Below are 16,996 nucleotides of genomic sequence, written 5' to 3'. Positions count from 1 at the left end.
TAAGAAAAATTTCAACTTCATGTTATGGTTACATGCTAGGAGGCTAAAATGGAACGTGGCAAAGTAAAGTGGTTTAACAGTGAAAAAGGTTTTGGGTTTATCGAGAGAGATGGTGGAGATGACGTGTTCGTTCATTTCTCCGCGATCCAGGGCGAAGGTTTTAAAACATTGGACGAAGGACAAGAGGTTACCTTTGACGTTGAAAATGGTCAACGCGGTCCTCAGGCGACGAACGTTCGAAAAGCATAAAAGCGATAAACGACAAACAGACTCATTCATGGGTCTGTTTTTTTTCACCAATTAATGAACCAGCGGCTACCTAAGACCTGAAATTAAAGTCTTAGACTGGCCGCTGTTTTTATTGAACTAACGAACTCGTTAGTTTAATCACAACTAGCATATAGTGTTATACCCTATCCTCCCGATATGCCTGCCTTACCCGCTCGATCTGGGCGAGGTGGTCACGGACATGCTCGATGCGCAATTCCAGCAGCTCTTTGAACGTGTACCGCACTCCATCGGGATATTGCCCGACCCGATCAAGCTGTTTGGGAGTCAGATTTTCCAGAAGCGTCAGCATGCTGGCCCGAAGCATTTGGAACAGGAGCAGATGCTGCTCGCGGTCCAATCGTTCATATCCCAGGTTATCCGTCCAGGCTTCCTGATCAAATGATAGCAGAAGCGGTTCTTCCTCCGCTAAGACTTTTCTCAGCCGATGTGTCGACAGGATTTCGTCATCCGTCACATGGATCACAATCTGATGGATGCTCCATTTGTCCGGTGCAGGTTGGAAACGCAGCTCTTCCTCAGACAATCCTTCGACGGCTTCTCGCAACAGGGCATAGTCTTGGCTGTACTCCCCTATCAACTTTTCCATCCGATCCTCTCCTTCATCATTATTCTTGCGGATATTATTCTTCGTTATAGAACAAATGCCTTCTTGCTTTTAACCAATTATAAGTCACCCTAATGTGATTTCTTCGGAAAGTCCCTAAATGTTTATTCTACTATTGGGACATTAGAAGTTAAGCAAAACTGCTCGTTTGCTTAATGCCGGATCGTCAGTCTACCCTAAAGACGTATGGCTGTAAAAACTCCTTTAAACGGGAGTAAACATATTGTGGTTGTAATCAATAGCCAGTTCACCAATGCCCCAAATACGACCCAAATCGCAATTGGCGCAGGACGAAGCAGTGCTGCAGGGAATGATGCTGCCATTGATTCGGCGAATACGTTGCAACAACAAAGCGTGGGAGTGGGAGGAAACAGCAGCACGTAGTTGGGGGAGGATCCGAAAAGAGGGCACAGCGTCAGCGAAAATGACCAGGCTGTGCTCTCCTTCCTTTTTAATGGAGATTAGAAAAACTCTGCGCCAGATGCGAGGTTGAGCATAGCACGCATCGTTTTGTACAGATCGTGCTGATTGGCTGCATTGTAGTAGAGTGTGTTCGTCTCCGTTTCATAACGGGTACCCGGAACAATAGCCGCGAGCTCTGCTTGACCCGCATGCGAAAATTCTACGGCAAGCTCCACAGGGAGTGCAGTGCGGTATGGAGCGATTTGCTTCAGGTTTGTGAGGGCAAGCGTAGTCTGACGTTTCAATTCGGCGGTTGCGTCCTCACGGGATAGACAGATTGCAGCAGTACGGGATACAGCTTCCTTGACGATTGCAGTATGGAGTCCTGGAATCAGGTCAAGAGCTTCCTTAGCGATGAGATTGTCACCGGAGACCATTACCACCGGAACGTTGTACATGCCAGCATACGCGGCGTTAAACCCAAATTCACCCACGATCTGTCCATTAATATACATATTGCGGATGACACCGGACATGGTATGGCTCAGGACACCAGGAACTCCTTGGCGGGTATGGTAACCGATGAACATAGCAGCATCAAAGCTCTCGTCCAAGCCTTGTACCATAGAAGAGTCGCGGGGTGTACCTGCCAAAAGTTTGGCTTTCGGATGGAGGGATTCCCAGAGGATGTTGTTCATGGTGTTATGACTGTCCGCTACGACGATCTCGGTTGCTCCGCATTCGATCGCAGCTTCAATAACAGCGTTGGCGTCACCGGTCATGAATTGACGGCCGCGCTGGTAGTTGATTCCTGAGTCAGGATTGATATAACTTGTGTCAACGATTCCGGAGATCCCTTCCATATCTACAGATAGAAATAGTTTCATCTTTCTTCATCCTTTCACCTGCGAATCTAAATCGTTCCCATTCTATGTAACCAGATTGTGAGAAAGTAGGCAACTACGAAAACTGATTCTTCTAACAAAGGTTCCATTGAAAAAAGCACGACAGACGCTTGTTAGAAAGCGAGTCGTGCTTTTCTCAGGTCAGCAGCTTGCGATAGAGGGCAAGAATTTTCTCTGTCATCTGCTGAATCGTAAAGGAATCCTCTACCTTTTCCAAGGCGTTGTTTACCAGGCTCTCCCGCAGCTCGGCCGAGGTGTACAGCTGCTCCATTGCTTGTGCCAGAGCAGCTGGGTCGCCCGGTTCCACAACCAAGCCTGTCTCCCTATGAAAGACGAATTCCTTCACACCGCCCACATTGCTGGCGACTACAGGTACCTCGGAAGCCATAGCTTCGATAATGGTGTAGCCAAGACCCTCGTACAGAGAAGAATGAACAAAGCCGTCTATGGCATGTAGACAAGCTGGGATGTCCTGCCGAAACCCGGTAAAGCGGACACGGTTTTCCAGATGAAGCTCCCGGACCTTTGCTTCCAGAATCCCGCGTTCCGAACCATCTCCAATCAGGACAAGAAAAGGAGCGTTTTCTGTGTCACGCACAAATTGAGCAAAGCCATCGAGAAGAATCGGCAATCCTTTTACTGGAACAAAACGAGCAACTGTCCCGAATAAAAAAGCGTCTTCAGGAATGTCCCATTCGGCGCGTAACCGACTACGGTCAGAAGCGCGCAGCTGATTTTGCCGATAGGGGGAGAGATCCATACCATTGTAAATCACGCTGATATCGGCAGCAGAAACACCCTGTCCCCGCAAGATCTCGGAGATCGCACCACTGATCGCGATATAATGCCGGTTCCAGAGTCGCGTACTTCGCTCCATCAGACTCACGATCATATAGCCAAGGGCGCTGGCATAATCGTAACGCAGCGCGCTGTGGACAGTAGTTAGCAAGGGCAGATTCATTCCGCGTGAGGCCAATCGGGAAAAGAAGTTGGCTTTTACCCCATGCGTATGTATGATGGCAGGCTGAAACGAGAGAAAGGCACGTCTCAGTGCACGGAGCAGCCGCAAATCAAATCGTCCGAATTGATTCAGTGTGACGACAGAAATTCCTGCTTCTCGCAGCTTGCTGGCAAAAAGCGAGTCGTAGAAACAAATTACCGCTACCTCTACTTCCTCTTCAGGGAAAGTAGAGACTAAATTTAAAATATGTTGTTCCGCACCGCCATATTCCCCCCCGCCAATCACGTGGAGGACTCGTAATTTGCTCATGTCATTTCACCCGAATCTTATTAAGGAAACCATTCTCACTATAGCAGATGCCTGATAGATTCGCAATAAGACAGCACTTGTGGTATCGTTTATGGAGGAAAATGAAAAGGATAAGGACGGTTACGAAATGAATACGCACGCTGTGTTGATTATATGCTACGGCTTTCCCCCCATCGGTGGAGGCGGAGTACCAAGACCTCTAAAAATGGCTAAATATTTGGGGGAGTTTGGCTGGAAGGTTCATGTATTGACAGTGGACCCTGTTTACCATGCAACCTTAGATCCTTCTCTCTTGGCGCAATTGCCTAGCGATGTTGTGATTCACCGCGCAAAGGAATTGCCTCTGTTCCCTAAGCGGGGACAAGCTGCTGCGTCTGCCCCTGTAGTCTCTGCAGCCGGTGCAAATGCATCGCGGTCTTCTGTGAAATCGGCGCTGAAAAAGCAGCTTGTGAATGTACTCAAAAAGGTAAAGCCGTACCTCATGATCCCGGACGATCAAATTTTGTGGATGCCGGGAGCAATGAAGCTGGGGCGCGAAATTATGCGCCGTGAAAAAATTGACATGATCTTCTCGACATCAGGACCAGTGACCAATCATCTTGTCGCTCGTAAGCTCGCTAGTGAATTTCAGTGCAAATGGGTAGCTGACTTCCGCGATCCGTGGACACAGAACATGCACACATCAGGAATTGCATGGCGCGAAAGAATGGAAGAGCGTATGGAAGAGGGCGTCATGGCCGAGGCGGACGCGGTAACGACGGTAACGGCTACGTTTGCCGCGAATTTTCAGGGGAAGCATCAGCAGCGCATCAAGCGTATGGAGCTGATCTACAATGGGTTTGACCAGGGGGATTTTGACGGATTGGCACCGAGCCATGAGGCACCTGGTACATTTCATTGCGTATACGCAGGAATCTTGTACCAAAAAAGAAACCCGCGCCTTCTCCTGCAGGCCATTCGCGAACTGATTGATGCGGGCGAAGTCGATCAGAAGGACGTACTCCTCAGCTTTGCTGGCGTGTTTGATTATCCCGGTTATTCCGAAAACCGGGATTGTGTAGAAGCGCTCGGACTAGAAGACAACGTACGGCTACTCGGAAACCTGCCGCACAAAGAGGCATTGGGATTGATGAAAGGAGCAGATGCGCTTTTGCTGATCGGAGATGTATCTGCTGATGCGGGTGCTTATATTCCCGGGAAGCTCTATGAATACATGGGTATCGGCAAGCCGATCCTCGCCCTGAACAAACCCGGCGAAGCAACAGAGATCATCGAGAATTTCCGCCTGGGACAAGTGGCTGACCCCGAACAAAAGGATGCGATCAAACACGCATACCTGGAACTGTACAAAGAGTGGAAGGCTGACGGCCAAACGAGCGGTGAAGAGCGAGGTTCAGACTTTGCGGAAAGGGTAAGGCCGTACGAGCGACGCGAGCAAGCCAGACAGCTTGCACAGCTCATGGAAGAACTGATTACCACATAAAAACTGACAAGCCCCGCCAGCCGCACATGGTTGCGGGGTATTTTGTCTAGGTCGGGTGAGATGATAGATGAAAACGGCAATACATAGTTTGCGTGCTTATAACTTCTTTTATTTTTCTTTGTTGTCTATTTTCATTTCGTTTTTGCCGGTTTACCTATCCTTTCGGGAAATAACACCAGCGCAAATCGGGATTTTGATTGGAGCAGGCTCATTCATCGGCATTTTGTCCCAGCCATTTTGGGGAATGGTCAGCGACCGCTACAAAACGATCAAGCGGGTTATTTTATTAACACTGGGCCTCTCCATTGTTGCAGGTGTCCTCTTGTTTATTTCTGCCCCTTTTTCCGCTTTGTTTCTTCTCGTAGGGGCCATGTATTTTTTTCTGCTCCCGACCGATCCGCTGACAGAGAGTCTTAATTTTCGGATTGCCGAGATGAGGGGCATCAGCTTTGGATCGATTCGTACCTTTGGGGCGATTGGCTATGCAACGGCTTCCCTGTTCATCGGGTGGACGATCGATCGAGTAGGAATGGAGCAATTGGTGTGGCTTTTTCTGGGCTACGGGGTACTGGCTTTTCTATTCATTCTGATCGTCTCTGATGCTCCCGCGAGTAATAAAAAGCTTTCCTGGCAAGAGCTGAAGCAGTTTTTCCTCTATCCAAAGACACTGCGTTTTTTTCTGCTCGTGCTGATTGCGGCTACCCCGCATCGGACGAATGACAGCTTTCTTGGAGTGTATGTACAAAGTCTTGGAGGAACGACAGGAGATGTTGGGCAAGCCTGGTTTTTGGCGGCGATGAGCGAGGTGGCGTTCTTTGCCATAAGTGCCCGTATTTTAAACCGCTGGAGTGAAATCAAATTGATTATGATTGCCTCAGCTCTTTATACGATTCGTTACTTTCTCTGTGCGATTGTCCCCTCAGCCGGGTGGGTTGTTTACTTGCAACTGATGCAAGGCATTACCTTCGTCATCTTTTACACTGCCACCATTCAGTATTTGTACAAAATTATCCCGGAGGAGTGGAAGGCGACGGGGCAGACCGTACTGGCGGTACTATTCTTCGGCATTTCCGGGATCATCGGGTCGATTGCAGGTGGCTGGATGTTTCAGCAATTTGGGGGCGCTGCACTCTATTTGGCGATGGGGACGTGTTCTTTTGTCGCCCTTGGATACAGTATCGTGCTCTGGAAGTCGAAAGGGAGCATGGGTGGTGTGGGAAGTTAGATAAAAGAGGAAAGTGGCCTGCCGCAAGAACATTGCAGTAGGCCACTTTTTTTTGCAGAATGGAGCTTAATACAACAAATACTTTTCCACTTCTTCAGGAGCTTTGATGTTGATGCCTCCTGTATCGCCATACTTGTATAGGTTGAACTTGACTTGCTGGTCCATCGTGCCTGCTTCTGGCAGGGGCAGGATGATCCAGGTCTCGTATTGGTGGATCAAGCGATCTTCCTTGCCGAACCAGAATGTCGTCTTGATCGTGGATTCCTTCAAAATGTAGTCGAGGTCAGGCCGATCGCCCAGTTGTTTTTTCAATGGCTCAAACAGGGGGCTTTGACTGTTTTTCAGCCAGTCCGCACCTGTCATTTTCAACTGGAACGGAACGCAGACGACACCGATCGCTTTTTCGTCCGGCAATTGAACGGCCTTATCCATGAAGGGTAACCAATCCTCAAAGCCCTTCAGCACGTCAAATTCGAGCGGCTCGTCCGGGGCGGTTACCCAGTACTCGTTGGCGCGGATGTAACGCTTGTCGTCGATGCGGTAATACGTATACGGCTGTGCTGCGATGCGTGTGCCGACATTGTACCCTTTGCCGTTTAGGACCGCCCCGTCAAACATGCTTGTCGTCGAGCGAGAGAGGATTCTGTTGATCACATAGCCTTTGTACCAGAAGGCCTGCGCGTCTTTTTCCGTTTTCCCTTTTTCTAGGGCTGTTTTCAGCCATTTTTCAGCAGACTCGGTCTGAGCCGTTGTCGTCTGCTCCGGCTTCGTATCGAAATTGGTGGTAGCGAATGCTTTTGTGCCTGATTCATACGTGCAGCCGCTGAGCAGGGAGGCTGCGCAGATCGCGGCGAGCAGTGCCCATGCCTTTGCCTTTTTACGCATGGCGAAACCTCCTTACGACTCCGTATCCGAGCAGTCCCACGAACAGGATGATGGTCAGCACGAATACCGGAATGTTGTGCTGCTTGAACACGAGAATGCGATGCGTATTCTCCATGCTGGCGATAATTTCATTTTGCTTGTCGCCGTCGATGTCACCGATTTGGACGTTGATCAGCGGCATGTAAATGCGCCAGTTTTGCTTCAAGCCTTCAGGAGTGTAGTCATAGCCAGAAAGATAACGCGCGTCTGTGGTGCTCACCCAGCTTCTCGCCTTGGCAACGATCTCAGGAGTTTGGTCGCTGCCGATCGCGGCGAAGTTGGAGAAGCGGAAGGTCTTGTCTCTTTCTGCGCTTGCCCATAAAATGTCCCACGTGCCGTCCAATTTTGGCTTCAGGATGTACGAAGGTCTGCCTGCAACGAGTAGCTCGTCCACTTTGTCGTGGTCGATATCGGCAGGAATGAATTCCCCTGTGGCGAGCTCCGCTTCCTTGCGGGTCAGCTTGTACGCTTCTGTCAGCGTGCCATCCGGTTCGACAGTCAGCACACTGAGATGCTCGCCGAGGACAATCAGCCCTTCGCGTCCATCGGGCAACATCATGGTCGTCAGCAGCTTGGTGGCCTTTGTCGAGCCGCCGAATGGTTTGCCATCGTATGTTCCGGTCAGCATGCCGTTTGTGATGTGCAGATCTTTGTACTTCGTCCCCAGCTCATGGCGGACATCCATGCTGCCTTTGTTTTGCTCAAGCATGCTTGCGATATGGTTCATATCGAGCGCGAAAGCGCGGTATGGCGTTGTCCCGGCTTGCATCATGCCTTCCGAATACGGTTGTCTTTGCACGTTTGGAACGAGCTGGTCGTCCTTCATCGTGTAGTACGGGAAGCCCGGGTAATCCGTTGGCAGCTTCTCCTTGATCAGCGTCATGGTTTCTGCCGGGATCTGATCGTTCGGCATGCGCACCATTTTGCCGTCCTTCCAGGTCATGACATAGAGGGAAACAGGTTCAGGCTGCAAATGGCGAAGTTTTTCTGCCAGCGCTTTTTTCTCCTCGTCTGTCTCTGGCTTTTCCGCCTTTTCGGGCAATGGAAGCTCCTCGGCGTTGCCGTATGTGATGATTTCCATTTTGCCATCGCCGTCGACGTCGTACAGCGTCATCGGGAAGTAATCGACCCAAGCGCCATTGTAGAGCCGATCCGATTCGTATTGAACGGTAAAATGGCTCAAGGCAGTCAGTGTATCCCGGTTAAACGTGACGTTCGCCAAAACAGCGATGAGCACGAGGGACCCGACGGCTTTCCAGTTCAGGCGTCCATACCATTTGACCAAAAGGGCAATGACAATGACCGCAACTGCTCCGCCAATCAAAAGAGCGGCAGTCGTTTTTACATCTACTCGGGTCAAAGCTCGATCCAAAAGCAGAAAGCCGATGGTAAATACGATCACCTGGCGCCGTTCGGACGGGTGAATGACATAGTAGCAAAAAGCGAGCAATGGCAAGAACACAAGCAAAGCGATCCAGGTCAGATCAAGGAACGCAGGCTTGATGATCAAGTGGTAAATCATAAGCAGGGCAATGGCGTACAGAGCCCAGCTCAGCGTAGATAGAATAGGATTGCGGCGCATGGGTTCACCACCTTTTTGATTGTGTCTGGTCGGCGAATAATGCGCACAAAAAGCCGCCAAACAGCCAGAAATAGAGGGACATAAATGGCACCTCAAAAATGTTTTCCACGAGGTTGTGTGTCGCTACCGCAATCAACCCGCCAAATAGCCCCAGTACGGAGAAGAAGTGCGGCGAATCTTGCAGCTTGCGTACGGCTCGCGCAGAATAGCGCAGCATGGATATGACCAGGCCGATCAGCAGAATGATCCCAATTAAGCCGTATTCCGCCAGACTCTTGAAGAAGTAGCTGTCAGAATAAATCGTGCCAAATTGTCTTGCGGCGACTGCTCCACCGTGATGGCCAAGCCCGACGCCAAACAGGGGCTCAATTCGCATCTTGTCATAAGCTTCTCCCCAACGGCCGATTCGTCCGCCTTCACTGCTAGCTTCGAAATACTCCGGCGTAAACAAGGTAAAGATACGGTTCTTGACAGTACCTACCATCGGCACCGATTCTGGCACAAAGAACAATGCCACAACCCCGATGATCCCAGCCAATACGAGATAACCGGCAATGCGTTTGTTCCATAAGTAGAAGCAAACAAACATTGCAAGCGCCAGCGCGAACCAGGCTCCACGAGAGCCGGTCAAAAGCAAAGCAAGCAAGGTTGTCAGTGTGACGACAGCCCAAATCAACTTCTCTTTTCGATTCGCGGCTTTCACAAACAGACCAGCAGCAACAGGTGCGATTAACGCCATATAGCTACCTAAGACGTTCGGGCTGGTGACAAAGGAGAAAGCGCGAGTGGTAATGGCCTCTCCTTCTTGTACCCACGATTCTGGTGTTTTCACACCGAGTACGACCTGCATGACTCCGTAAGCAGCAGCGACGAAGCCGATGATAGCAAGTCCTTTCATGAACTTGTCGAGATCTTCAACAGACTTCAATAAATAAAAGCCCATCAAAAAGGCGATGATGTACTGGTAGACAGAGCGGAATCCCTCTACACTTGCGCTCCAGTTCGCCATGTCTGTCACCATCAAGGCAATACCAAGGACAAAAAAAGCCCCGAGCAAATGCTTCATGCTAGGCATTGTTCGATTGGTCTGTAAAAAAGCACCAAACGTAAACACCAGCAGGACGATCAGCAAAGCCTCGTCCCAAAAAGACGAAACGACTGGAATCGGTAGAATTTTCCGCATGACGAAATCAATTACCGGATAGGCCAATAATAGATACAACCAGGTGGTTGATTGGCTTCCCCACTTCAACACGGTTTCTCTCATTTTGTTTGTAGTCCTCCTACACGCAGGGATTAACCCATCCATTATAATGAATCCATCATACAAGTAGCAAGCCGGGCGGAAAGAGGTTGGTAGGAATAGTAGAAATAAGATATGATTACAAGGTGTTTGAACTGTTTTTCAAGGGCACGAAATGGGACGAGGCCGCTTCTAGGCGCACAGGCTTTTAGGCTTCGATAGAGTTTTTTACTAGGGATAGGAGATTGGGTACATGAGTTTGCTAAAAATTGCATCCATGATTGTCATGCTGACGCTGGTTGGAAGACTTCTGGGCTTTTTCCGTACGGTGTATGTTACCAGCTTGTACGGTACTGGAATGGAGGCGGATGCTTTTAATATCGCCGTCACAATCCCGATGACCTTGTTTTTGGTTATACCCGGAGCCGTAAACGCGGTACTGATTCCGACCATGCGCGGTCTAATGGAAAAAGAACAACGCACCACAGGACTTTATCACAAGCTGCTGACGATCATATTAGTCCTATTCACGGTAATTGCCGCATTAGGCGTCGTTTTCTCTCATGAACTTGCTGCCATGTTTGGATTGACCGGACAAAAGCTGGAGCTGACAGCTAGTATGCTCCAATGGATGTGGCCATCTGCTATCTTCATTGGATTAACCGGGCTGTGGTCGAGTATATGCAATGCCCACCAGCATTTTTTCACACCGACTCTCGGGACTGTGGCGAATGGGGCCTTGGTCATAATCAGCATGTATGTGTTGGTTCCGATTTACGGCCCCAATGGGCTGGCGATGGCTACTTCAATCGGTTACTTGGCAGCGATGCTGACGATGCTTCCGACTCTCCGTGGGTTTGGTTACCAGCACCGGTTATCGTTTGCCTGGAGAGAGGATGCTTCTTTAAAAGGAATGGGAGAGCGCGTCATCCCGATTTTGATTGGCGCTGTCGTGGCGCAGGCGACTACCTTTTTGGAGCGGGGGTTTGCCGAGGGAGTCGGGACGGGAGTTATATCTGCTCTCGCCAATGCAAACCAGATCGTTCAATTGCCGATGGCTATTTTTGTCGGGGCATTTACGCTGCCGTTGTTCCCGCTATTGGCCAGCCACGTAAAGAGAGGCGAGATGGCAGAGATGAAGCAAATCCTGCAAAAAGGACTTGCCTATCTCTTTATTCTATTGGTACCTGTTACTGTTGGACTTGCCTTGTACGCGGAGCCGATCATACGACTTGCCTTTGAACGAGGAGCATTCGACGAGCATTCTGTTCTACTTACCGCTTGGGCATTGCCTTTTTACGGTCTCGGTCTGTACTTCCTGGCTGCCCGTGATTTGTTGACTCGCGCTTTTTACGCGTTGGAAAACACGCGGACGCCGGTGATCATTGGAGCGATCGGCATCGGGGTATACATCGCCTCCAACTGGCTCTTGATTCCCATCATGGGACATGGCGGTATCGCGCTGGCCAATGCGGTATCGGCAGTGAGCCAAGCTCTTCTATTGTTTTTGATGCTTTGGCGAACTGTAGGAAATCCCGTACAAGGAAGCTTTCTTAAGACGATGGCAAAAACGATTGCAGCTTGCGCAATCATGGGTGGAGCGATTATGCTGGTAGACCCATGGTTATCCCAACTGTCGGTCTGGCTGTATTTGCCGATCGGAATCGCAGGAGGGGCCCTTCTTTATGTACTGGCACTCACAATTTTACGAGAGCCCTTGGTAGCGGAATTGCTCCAAAAAGTGCGAAAACGAGCTACTCCAGCGGGAGGGCGTTCATAAGCGGACATTCCCTGATCGCATAGCGCATTTTTCCAGAAGGGGAGAGCGGGATGTGGTCGACATAGGCGACTTGTATGTGTACATCACCCAGGGCGGAACGGATCCCGGCCAAGAGCCGCGCTTCATCCGCTGGTAAATAGCGATCCGGTTCTTTAACCAGCTTGAGACTCAAGCGACGGGGCTCATGCTGTACGAGTTGAAAGGTCCGAAAGCTGTCCAAATTACGTACGATGTGATTGAAATAATGGCCGTGTACATACTGGCCATTTTGGGCAATGAACATGTCGTCCTCTCTGCCGTCAATGCTTGAGAGAAGAGGGAAGTTGATCCCGCAAGAACACTCTTCCTGTGAGAAGGCGATGACATCACCCACCTGATAGCGTAAACGGGGCATGACGGTGTTATGCAGGTCAGTAACGAGCAAAGCGCCAGTCTTCCCTGGAAAGACAGGAATATGCGTAATCGGGTCAACGACTTCGAGAAAGCAGTTGTCACTAAATGCGTGCATATGCCCGGCGTGACATTGGTAGGCGATGATTCCTCCGTCTCGGGCGCCGTACTCATTGATCACAGGAGCTTGAAAGGCTTTCATGATTGTTTTTCGCTGATGCTCATGTAGGGTTTCGGCAGTGGATACGACGGCTTTGAGCCGAATGCCTAATGTCCACCCACGGTCCAGCATCATCTGCGCCAGCGTGTGCAGTGCAGAGGTGTAACCGTATAAATAAGTTGGACGAAATCGTTGAATGAAGCGCAGATGGGTTTCGAGGCGCCGCTCATCTAGCGCATAGGCAGAGAGCAGGAGTCTGTTTTTTAACCAGCGTTCCTTCCAGCGATAACGGCGAGCCTGCTGCTGGTTTAATTCAAGAGGGGAACCCCAAATCATGACGCACGGGTCCCCCATTTGGATGCCGTGCCAGGATAAGCCCAACCAGCGAGCGGCTTCATATCGTTCCACGGCTGCGCGTTCGAGGAAAAAACGAGTAGGTTCGCCAGTAGATCCGCCGGTTCGATTGCTGATCAGCTTATGAGGTGGGACGCCTTCAGTAAGATACTGATCACCATGTAACCGAAAGTGATTCTTGGTCAAAACGGGCAGACGTTGCAAAAAGCGTTCGGGCGAGTCACTTCGCTCTTTCCATTCCGCTGCGAATTCCTTGTAGGCGGGTACGTTTTGCACAGCATGTTGGAGAAGCTTGCCGAGCTTTAGACGCTGTCTGTCCAACAGTACGTCCTTGTCCAAGTTTTGGGCTAATCGCAAATCTTGTAAATAATGGCGCGTACGATTTTCCTTCAGCATCTCCATCAACGGCCACTGCAGGTGACGAATGAAAAATCCGGTTATCGGCATGAATACCCTCCTCGTTTACAGGCAGACGATTCAAAGAAGTCGTTGGAATCTGTTTTTCACCAGTATTCCTGCCAAATTCCATCGTTATACCTGTTTGCTGGAATGGGCATTTGATAGTAGGATAGAGAATGAGTTCATATAGGTTGGGGTAAGACTCAAGTCGGGGATATAAGTAAAGGAGTTACCCATGTTGAAAAAAAGTCACTTTCTCGCTGGCGCATTGATCTTAGCCATTGCGGGGATTTTGTCAAAAGTTATCGGGATGTTCTATCGAATTCCGCTTCAGGAGATTGTGGGAGATAACGGCCTGGGACTTTATCAGGAGGTTTATCCGCTCTACCTGACTTTTCTGATTCTCGCCACAGCGGGTGTACCCGTAGCGCTGTCCAGAGTGATTGCGGAAGCACTGGCAGAAGGGAAGCAGAGCTCTGTTGGCCAAATTCTCGCCCGCAGCATGGTCATGATGGGGGGGATCGGGATTGTCTTGTTTGCAATCCTGTATGTGAGTTCTCCTTTGATGGCCAAGCTGATGGGGAATCCGCACTTGGTTGAGCCGATTCGTGCAATCTCGCTCTCCTTGTTGTTTGTGCCTCTGATCGCGGTTATTCGCGGATTCTTTTACGGCCACCAAAAAATGCTGTATGTCGGTCTTTCCCAAATCGTTGAGCAAACGTTACGTGTGGCATTCATCCTGATTGCTTCCTTGTATCTGGTTTCGCTAGGGGAAGATACAGATACGGTCATCACGGGCGTCAATTTTGGGACGATGATCAGTACGTTTTTAAGTCTTGGTTTTCTCGCTTCTCTCATGTGGCTTCATAATCGCAAAAGCTCGGTATTTGTGGGGGCGCAGTGGAGGCGGCTGGACTGGTGGTATGACCTGTCCTTTTTCCAATCTATGTGGCGTATTGCCTGGCCGATCTGTGTCAGTGCACTGGTTATTCCGATTTTCAGCCTGACTGATTCGTTTCTTGCGATCAATATTTTCCGTTATATATGGAATGTAGATGGCTTGACAGCAGATACGTGGTTCGGGATTTACAGCCGGGGCGGTCCGCTTCTCCAGATGGCGAGTCTGTTCGGTTCGTCGATTGCCCTCTCGATTGTCCCTGCTATTGCTGAGGCAAAGAGACAAGGCGATGGAGAACGGGTCACAACCTTGACCAAGCTGTCGCTTCGCTTCGCCTGGCTCATCGGTTTGCCAGCAGGGCTCGGTCTCACAGCGGTAGCAGAGGGAGCCAATCTCGCACTCTATGGAGATATGGAAGGAACGCGTGCAATGGCCATTCTGGGCGTTACGGCGATTCCTCTGTCTCTTCTGCTCGCTACCAACGGGATATTGCAAGGTGTTGGTAAGGAAAAAATTCCGGCCCTTCATTTGCTTTATGGTGTATTGGTCAAGGTGGCGGCGACGCTGTTATTCACATCTTTCTTGGGGATGGACGGACTCTCCTTGTCCTGGTTGTGTGCGACCGCATTTGTCTGTGTACTCAACATGCGGGCGATCAAGAAGCTCGTTGTCGTACCGATCAACTGGCGTTTCGACACGTTGTATCCGCTATTGGTTGCCAACCTGATGCTGCTTTTGGCATGGGGGGCAACAGAGGCCACTGGATTCCTGCTCGCAGGCAAGGAGAAGGTGCGTCTTCTGGGCGCGATGGAAACGATGGCAGGGGTGGGTGTAGGGCTAATCGTCTATCTGGGACTATTACTGCTCATTCCATTGATTGAAGACAAGGAGCTGGATTGGCTTCCTGGGGGCAACAAATTGCGTAGTTTCATAAATGCCATTCGAAAGAAGCAGCCATCGTCCAAGGCGCAGTAAAGCATGAACCATAGTCGTATAAATGAACGAAGGCCCCTTTCTCCAAGATCAGGAGGAAGGGGCCTTCACGTTTTATTGCTTTTGATAGACACATACGACCATTTTGACAAAGAACTCGCGGAATGCCGGTAGTTGTGCCAATCCTTTCAATTGATTGCGAAGTGGTATCTCGCGCTCATAAACGGCTGGCTGGACTACACCTTGCTGGATCCGGCGAAAACGCTTGATCGTCATTTGATTGATATAAGAGATCGTTTCACTACCGTCTGGACGTTTGTCAAAGCGAAATGAGATCCGGTCAGCGCCATCCGGTAAATCACGTACAAGCTTTTTGTAAGCGTCGATGAGGGCTTGCTCGGAAAAGAGGGAATGGACCCAAGGAATGCCAATAGCATCGGACAAGTGAGCACCGTATGGATGGTAATAAGGCGGAAAATTGATATAGAGATGTCCGCCCGGCTTCAGGACACGGAAGCACTCTTCCAAAGTCTTTTCCGGTTCGCCTACGTGCTCCATTGCGTCATTCATAATGATCGTATCAAAGGTGTTGTCCGCAAATGTCATGTTTGCAGCATCACCTGTCATAAAAGAGACGACATCAGCCAATCCTTTTTTGGCGGCAAAAGCATTTCCTTCATCAGCATAATGGGGAACAATGTCAATGCCGATCATTTTTTTGGGGCCGAAGGTAGCGTAATAGCATGTTTTGCCGCCGCCACCGCAGCCGATATCAAGGACTGTTTTATCTGTGAACATCTGCTCTTGGGAGTGAAAGGGGAGGAAGAACTGAATCGTTTGATCCCCTTTTTGAAATTGCCATTCGGTATAGCTCATCTCCCCGTTGTTCGCGAGATTGAATGGATGAACAGGGAGCGGAAACAGTCGATTTAAACCAAGTAATACTTGAGAGGAAACGGACATTTGGTAGTCCTCCTTTCCAGGTCAGCCTTTTTTGCGAAGCGCCTGAAGCACGAGCTCACTGCTTTTGGCAGCTTCAATTTCTAGAAGACGCGAATGCTCTGTTACCACGTCAACTTCCTGTTGGAGTCTGTCCAGTCGTTCGGCAAGCATGCCCAACAAGGATGCTTCATTCAGCTCAGTAATATGTCCGGCATTAGGCATACCGGCACGTTCAACGAAACGATCAATTTTTGGATCGTACGAAATACCGACAAATGGCGTACGTAGCATACAGGCGAGAATCAGCGAGTGAAGCCGCATGCCGACGACGTAGTCACACTGTTTCAGTACGGACATGATATCATGAAAGGTAACGGGAACATCGAGCAGACGGGCTCCAGGTTGTTCCATTTGTTCCATAATCTGCTTCGATGGAGCCAGATCGCTCGGAACGTGCATGGGTAAGAACAGGACATTCCAGCCACGCGAAATAAACCAGTCTGCCGCTTTGGCGATCGTCCGTTTAAACTGCTGCTCCTGTTTCCAGTCGCGCACGGAGATGGCGACCAGCGGTTTGGAAGGATCGGCAAACATGCCATGCAAAAGTTCACGGCCGCGCTCGTCCGAGATGTCATCAGGCGAAATCGTAAGAGCAGGGTCAGCTGTTATATGAATGGGCGCTTTTTTGACGCCACACGCTTTGAAGTCTTCCCCTGACTCGTAGTCGCGAACGGTGATGACGTCTACCCGATTCACCACTCGTTTGATCATGGAGCGACTGAGCGATTTGAGGATGGGTCCAAACCCCTGTGCGTAAAAGACCACGGGTTTGCCCAAAAGCTTGGCAATGGTGACGATGCCCAGGTAGTAGAGGACACTGCGCGGACTGGTTACGTCCTGCATCAGTGTACCGCCGCCCATCACTAGCATGTCACTTCGCGAAAGCTCGCGGACGATGGTTCCGAAGCTCCAGCGGTTATATGCCTCAATCCCAAACAATTCCGCTGTCCGATCAGGCTGGTTGGACAAGACGGCCATGGAAATATTCGGTCGTTCCCGCTTGAGAGAGCTGATGATGCCGTACAGGACCACATCGTCTCCGGCATTGTTAAAGCCGTAGTACCCGGAGATGAGAATTCGCGACATGGAGTGAACCTTCTTTCTATATCAAACGTACAGGAAAAATACATTCTCAAGTATAATCGAGTAAA

At 50.0% G+C, this 16,996-nt stretch carries 14 protein-coding genes and 1 pseudogene; 6 read left to right on the top strand and 9 right to left on the bottom strand.

What is annotated here, in order from left to right:
* Nucleotides 1-48: 48 nt before the first annotated feature.
* Nucleotides 49-249: a cold-shock protein gene (locus ACIFQN_RS21110; RefSeq protein ID WP_429835006.1), complete on the top strand. Its 201-nt coding sequence runs from the start codon at nucleotides 49-51 to the stop codon at nucleotides 247-249.
* Between the two features lie 157 nt (nucleotides 250-406).
* Here ACIFQN_RS21110 and ACIFQN_RS21105 read toward each other — a convergent pair whose 3' ends face one another.
* A complete protein-coding gene (locus ACIFQN_RS21105) occupies nucleotides 407-877 on the bottom strand; it encodes a DinB family protein (protein WP_429835005.1) in 471 nt (156 codons plus the stop codon).
* A 204-nt stretch (nucleotides 878-1,081) separates the two neighbouring features.
* Here ACIFQN_RS21105 and ACIFQN_RS21100 point away from each other — a divergent pair.
* A pseudogene (locus tag ACIFQN_RS21100) lies at nucleotides 1,082-1,270 on the top strand (hypothetical protein); the annotation flags it as partial.
* Between the two features lie 86 nt (nucleotides 1,271-1,356).
* Here ACIFQN_RS21100 and ACIFQN_RS21095 read toward each other — a convergent pair.
* Nucleotides 1,357-2,184 carry a M55 family metallopeptidase gene (locus tag ACIFQN_RS21095; RefSeq protein ID WP_429835004.1) on the bottom strand — a complete coding sequence of 276 codons (828 nt, stop codon included), beginning with the start codon at nucleotides 2,182-2,184 and terminating at the stop codon, nucleotides 1,357-1,359.
* Between the two features lie 154 nt (nucleotides 2,185-2,338).
* Nucleotides 2,339-3,472, bottom strand: coding sequence for a glycosyltransferase (locus ACIFQN_RS21090; RefSeq protein ID WP_429835003.1), 1,134 nt, complete (start codon nucleotides 3,470-3,472; stop codon nucleotides 2,339-2,341).
* A gap of 127 nt (nucleotides 3,473-3,599) precedes the next feature.
* Here ACIFQN_RS21090 and ACIFQN_RS21085 point away from each other — a divergent pair, with 127 nt between their 5' ends.
* Both ACIFQN_RS21085 and ACIFQN_RS21080 read left to right on the top strand, forming a co-directional pair.
* The gene (locus ACIFQN_RS21085; RefSeq protein WP_429835002.1) at nucleotides 3,600-4,955 is read left to right on the top strand and encodes a glycosyltransferase family 4 protein; all 1,356 of its coding nucleotides are present in this window, start codon (nucleotides 3,600-3,602) and stop codon (nucleotides 4,953-4,955) included.
* A gap of 67 nt (nucleotides 4,956-5,022) precedes the next feature.
* Nucleotides 5,023-6,180 carry an MFS transporter gene (locus tag ACIFQN_RS21080; RefSeq protein WP_429835001.1) on the top strand — a complete coding sequence of 386 codons (1,158 nt, stop codon included), beginning with the start codon at nucleotides 5,023-5,025 and terminating at the stop codon, nucleotides 6,178-6,180.
* 66 nt (nucleotides 6,181-6,246) lie between these two features.
* On the opposite strand, the gene ACIFQN_RS21075 is transcribed toward ACIFQN_RS21080, so the two are convergent.
* The 3 genes from ACIFQN_RS21075 to ACIFQN_RS21065 are packed head-to-tail and all read right to left on the bottom strand — an operon-like array spanning nucleotide 6,247 to nucleotide 9,953.
* A complete protein-coding gene (locus ACIFQN_RS21075; protein WP_429835000.1) occupies nucleotides 6,247-7,065 on the bottom strand; it encodes a hypothetical protein in 819 nt (272 codons plus the stop codon).
* Entirely contained in the window at nucleotides 7,058-8,686 is a 1,629-nt protein-coding gene (locus ACIFQN_RS21070) for a hypothetical protein (RefSeq protein WP_429834999.1), read from the bottom strand. The genes ACIFQN_RS21075 and ACIFQN_RS21070 overlap by 8 nt, the downstream gene beginning before the upstream one ends.
* Before the next feature lie 4 nt (nucleotides 8,687-8,690).
* A complete protein-coding gene (locus tag ACIFQN_RS21065) occupies nucleotides 8,691-9,953 on the bottom strand; it encodes an O-antigen ligase family protein (protein WP_429834998.1) in 1,263 nt (420 codons plus the stop codon).
* A gap of 229 nt (nucleotides 9,954-10,182) precedes the next feature.
* Between ACIFQN_RS21065 and murJ the strand changes: the two genes are divergently transcribed.
* Entirely contained in the window at nucleotides 10,183-11,709 is a 1,527-nt protein-coding gene (gene murJ / locus ACIFQN_RS21060; RefSeq protein ID WP_429834997.1) for a murein biosynthesis integral membrane protein MurJ, read from the top strand.
* Here the strand turns inward: murJ and ACIFQN_RS21055 are convergent.
* Nucleotides 11,684-13,060, bottom strand: coding sequence for a phenylacetate--CoA ligase family protein (locus ACIFQN_RS21055; RefSeq protein WP_429834996.1), 1,377 nt, complete (start codon nucleotides 13,058-13,060; stop codon nucleotides 11,684-11,686). The genes murJ and ACIFQN_RS21055 overlap by 26 nt on opposite strands.
* A gap of 187 nt (nucleotides 13,061-13,247) precedes the next feature.
* Here ACIFQN_RS21055 and ACIFQN_RS21050 point away from each other — a divergent pair, with 187 nt between their 5' ends.
* Nucleotides 13,248-14,885 carry a putative polysaccharide biosynthesis protein gene (locus ACIFQN_RS21050; RefSeq protein ID WP_429834995.1) on the top strand — a complete coding sequence of 546 codons (1,638 nt, stop codon included), beginning with the start codon at nucleotides 13,248-13,250 and terminating at the stop codon, nucleotides 14,883-14,885.
* Nucleotides 14,886-14,957: 72 nt separating this feature from the next.
* Here the strand turns inward: ACIFQN_RS21050 and ACIFQN_RS21045 are convergent, their stop codons facing one another.
* Nucleotides 14,958-15,806, bottom strand: coding sequence for a class I SAM-dependent methyltransferase (locus ACIFQN_RS21045; protein WP_429834994.1), 849 nt, complete (start codon nucleotides 15,804-15,806; stop codon nucleotides 14,958-14,960).
* Nucleotides 15,807-15,827: 21 nt separating this feature from the next.
* Nucleotides 15,828-16,931: a polysaccharide pyruvyl transferase CsaB gene (gene csaB / locus ACIFQN_RS21040; protein WP_429834993.1), complete on the bottom strand. Its 1,104-nt coding sequence runs from the start codon at nucleotides 16,929-16,931 to the stop codon at nucleotides 15,828-15,830.
* Between the last annotated feature and the right edge of the window lie 65 nt (nucleotides 16,932-16,996).

It is taken from the genome of Brevibacillus sp. NRS-1366 (genome assembly GCF_050467985.1).
Note: the sequence above shows the minus strand (reverse complement) of the source record. Positions and strands in the feature narration are given on the sequence as shown.

Excerpts from the sequence above, each read along its gene's own strand:
- ACIFQN_RS21055 (WP_429834996.1), bottom strand. The coding sequence starts at position 13,060 with ATGCCGATAACCGGATTTTTCATTCGTCACCTGCAGTGGCCGTTGATG.
- ACIFQN_RS21045 (WP_429834994.1), bottom strand. The coding sequence starts at position 15,806 with ATGTCCGTTTCCTCTCAAGTATTACTTGGTTTAAATCGACTGTTTCCG.
- ACIFQN_RS21090 (WP_429835003.1), bottom strand. The coding sequence starts at position 3,472 with ATGAGCAAATTACGAGTCCTCCACGTGATTGGCGGGGGGGAATATGGC.
- ACIFQN_RS21110 (WP_429835006.1), top strand. The coding sequence starts at position 49 with ATGGAACGTGGCAAAGTAAAGTGGTTTAACAGTGAAAAAGGTTTTGGG.
- ACIFQN_RS21080 (WP_429835001.1), top strand. The coding sequence starts at position 5,023 with ATGAAAACGGCAATACATAGTTTGCGTGCTTATAACTTCTTTTATTTT.
- ACIFQN_RS21050 (WP_429834995.1), top strand. The coding sequence starts at position 13,248 with ATGTTGAAAAAAAGTCACTTTCTCGCTGGCGCATTGATCTTAGCCATT.
- ACIFQN_RS21070 (WP_429834999.1), bottom strand. The coding sequence starts at position 8,686 with ATGCGCCGCAATCCTATTCTATCTACGCTGAGCTGGGCTCTGTACGCC.
- murJ (WP_429834997.1), top strand. The coding sequence starts at position 10,183 with ATGAGTTTGCTAAAAATTGCATCCATGATTGTCATGCTGACGCTGGTT.
- ACIFQN_RS21085 (WP_429835002.1), top strand. The coding sequence starts at position 3,600 with ATGAATACGCACGCTGTGTTGATTATATGCTACGGCTTTCCCCCCATC.
- csaB (WP_429834993.1), bottom strand. The coding sequence starts at position 16,931 with ATGTCGCGAATTCTCATCTCCGGGTACTACGGCTTTAACAATGCCGGA.
- ACIFQN_RS21065 (WP_429834998.1), bottom strand. The coding sequence starts at position 9,953 with ATGAGAGAAACCGTGTTGAAGTGGGGAAGCCAATCAACCACCTGGTTG.
- ACIFQN_RS21075 (WP_429835000.1), bottom strand. The coding sequence starts at position 7,065 with ATGCGTAAAAAGGCAAAGGCATGGGCACTGCTCGCCGCGATCTGCGCA.
- ACIFQN_RS21105 (WP_429835005.1), bottom strand. The coding sequence starts at position 877 with ATGGAAAAGTTGATAGGGGAGTACAGCCAAGACTATGCCCTGTTGCGA.
- ACIFQN_RS21095 (WP_429835004.1), bottom strand. The coding sequence starts at position 2,184 with ATGAAACTATTTCTATCTGTAGATATGGAAGGGATCTCCGGAATCGTT.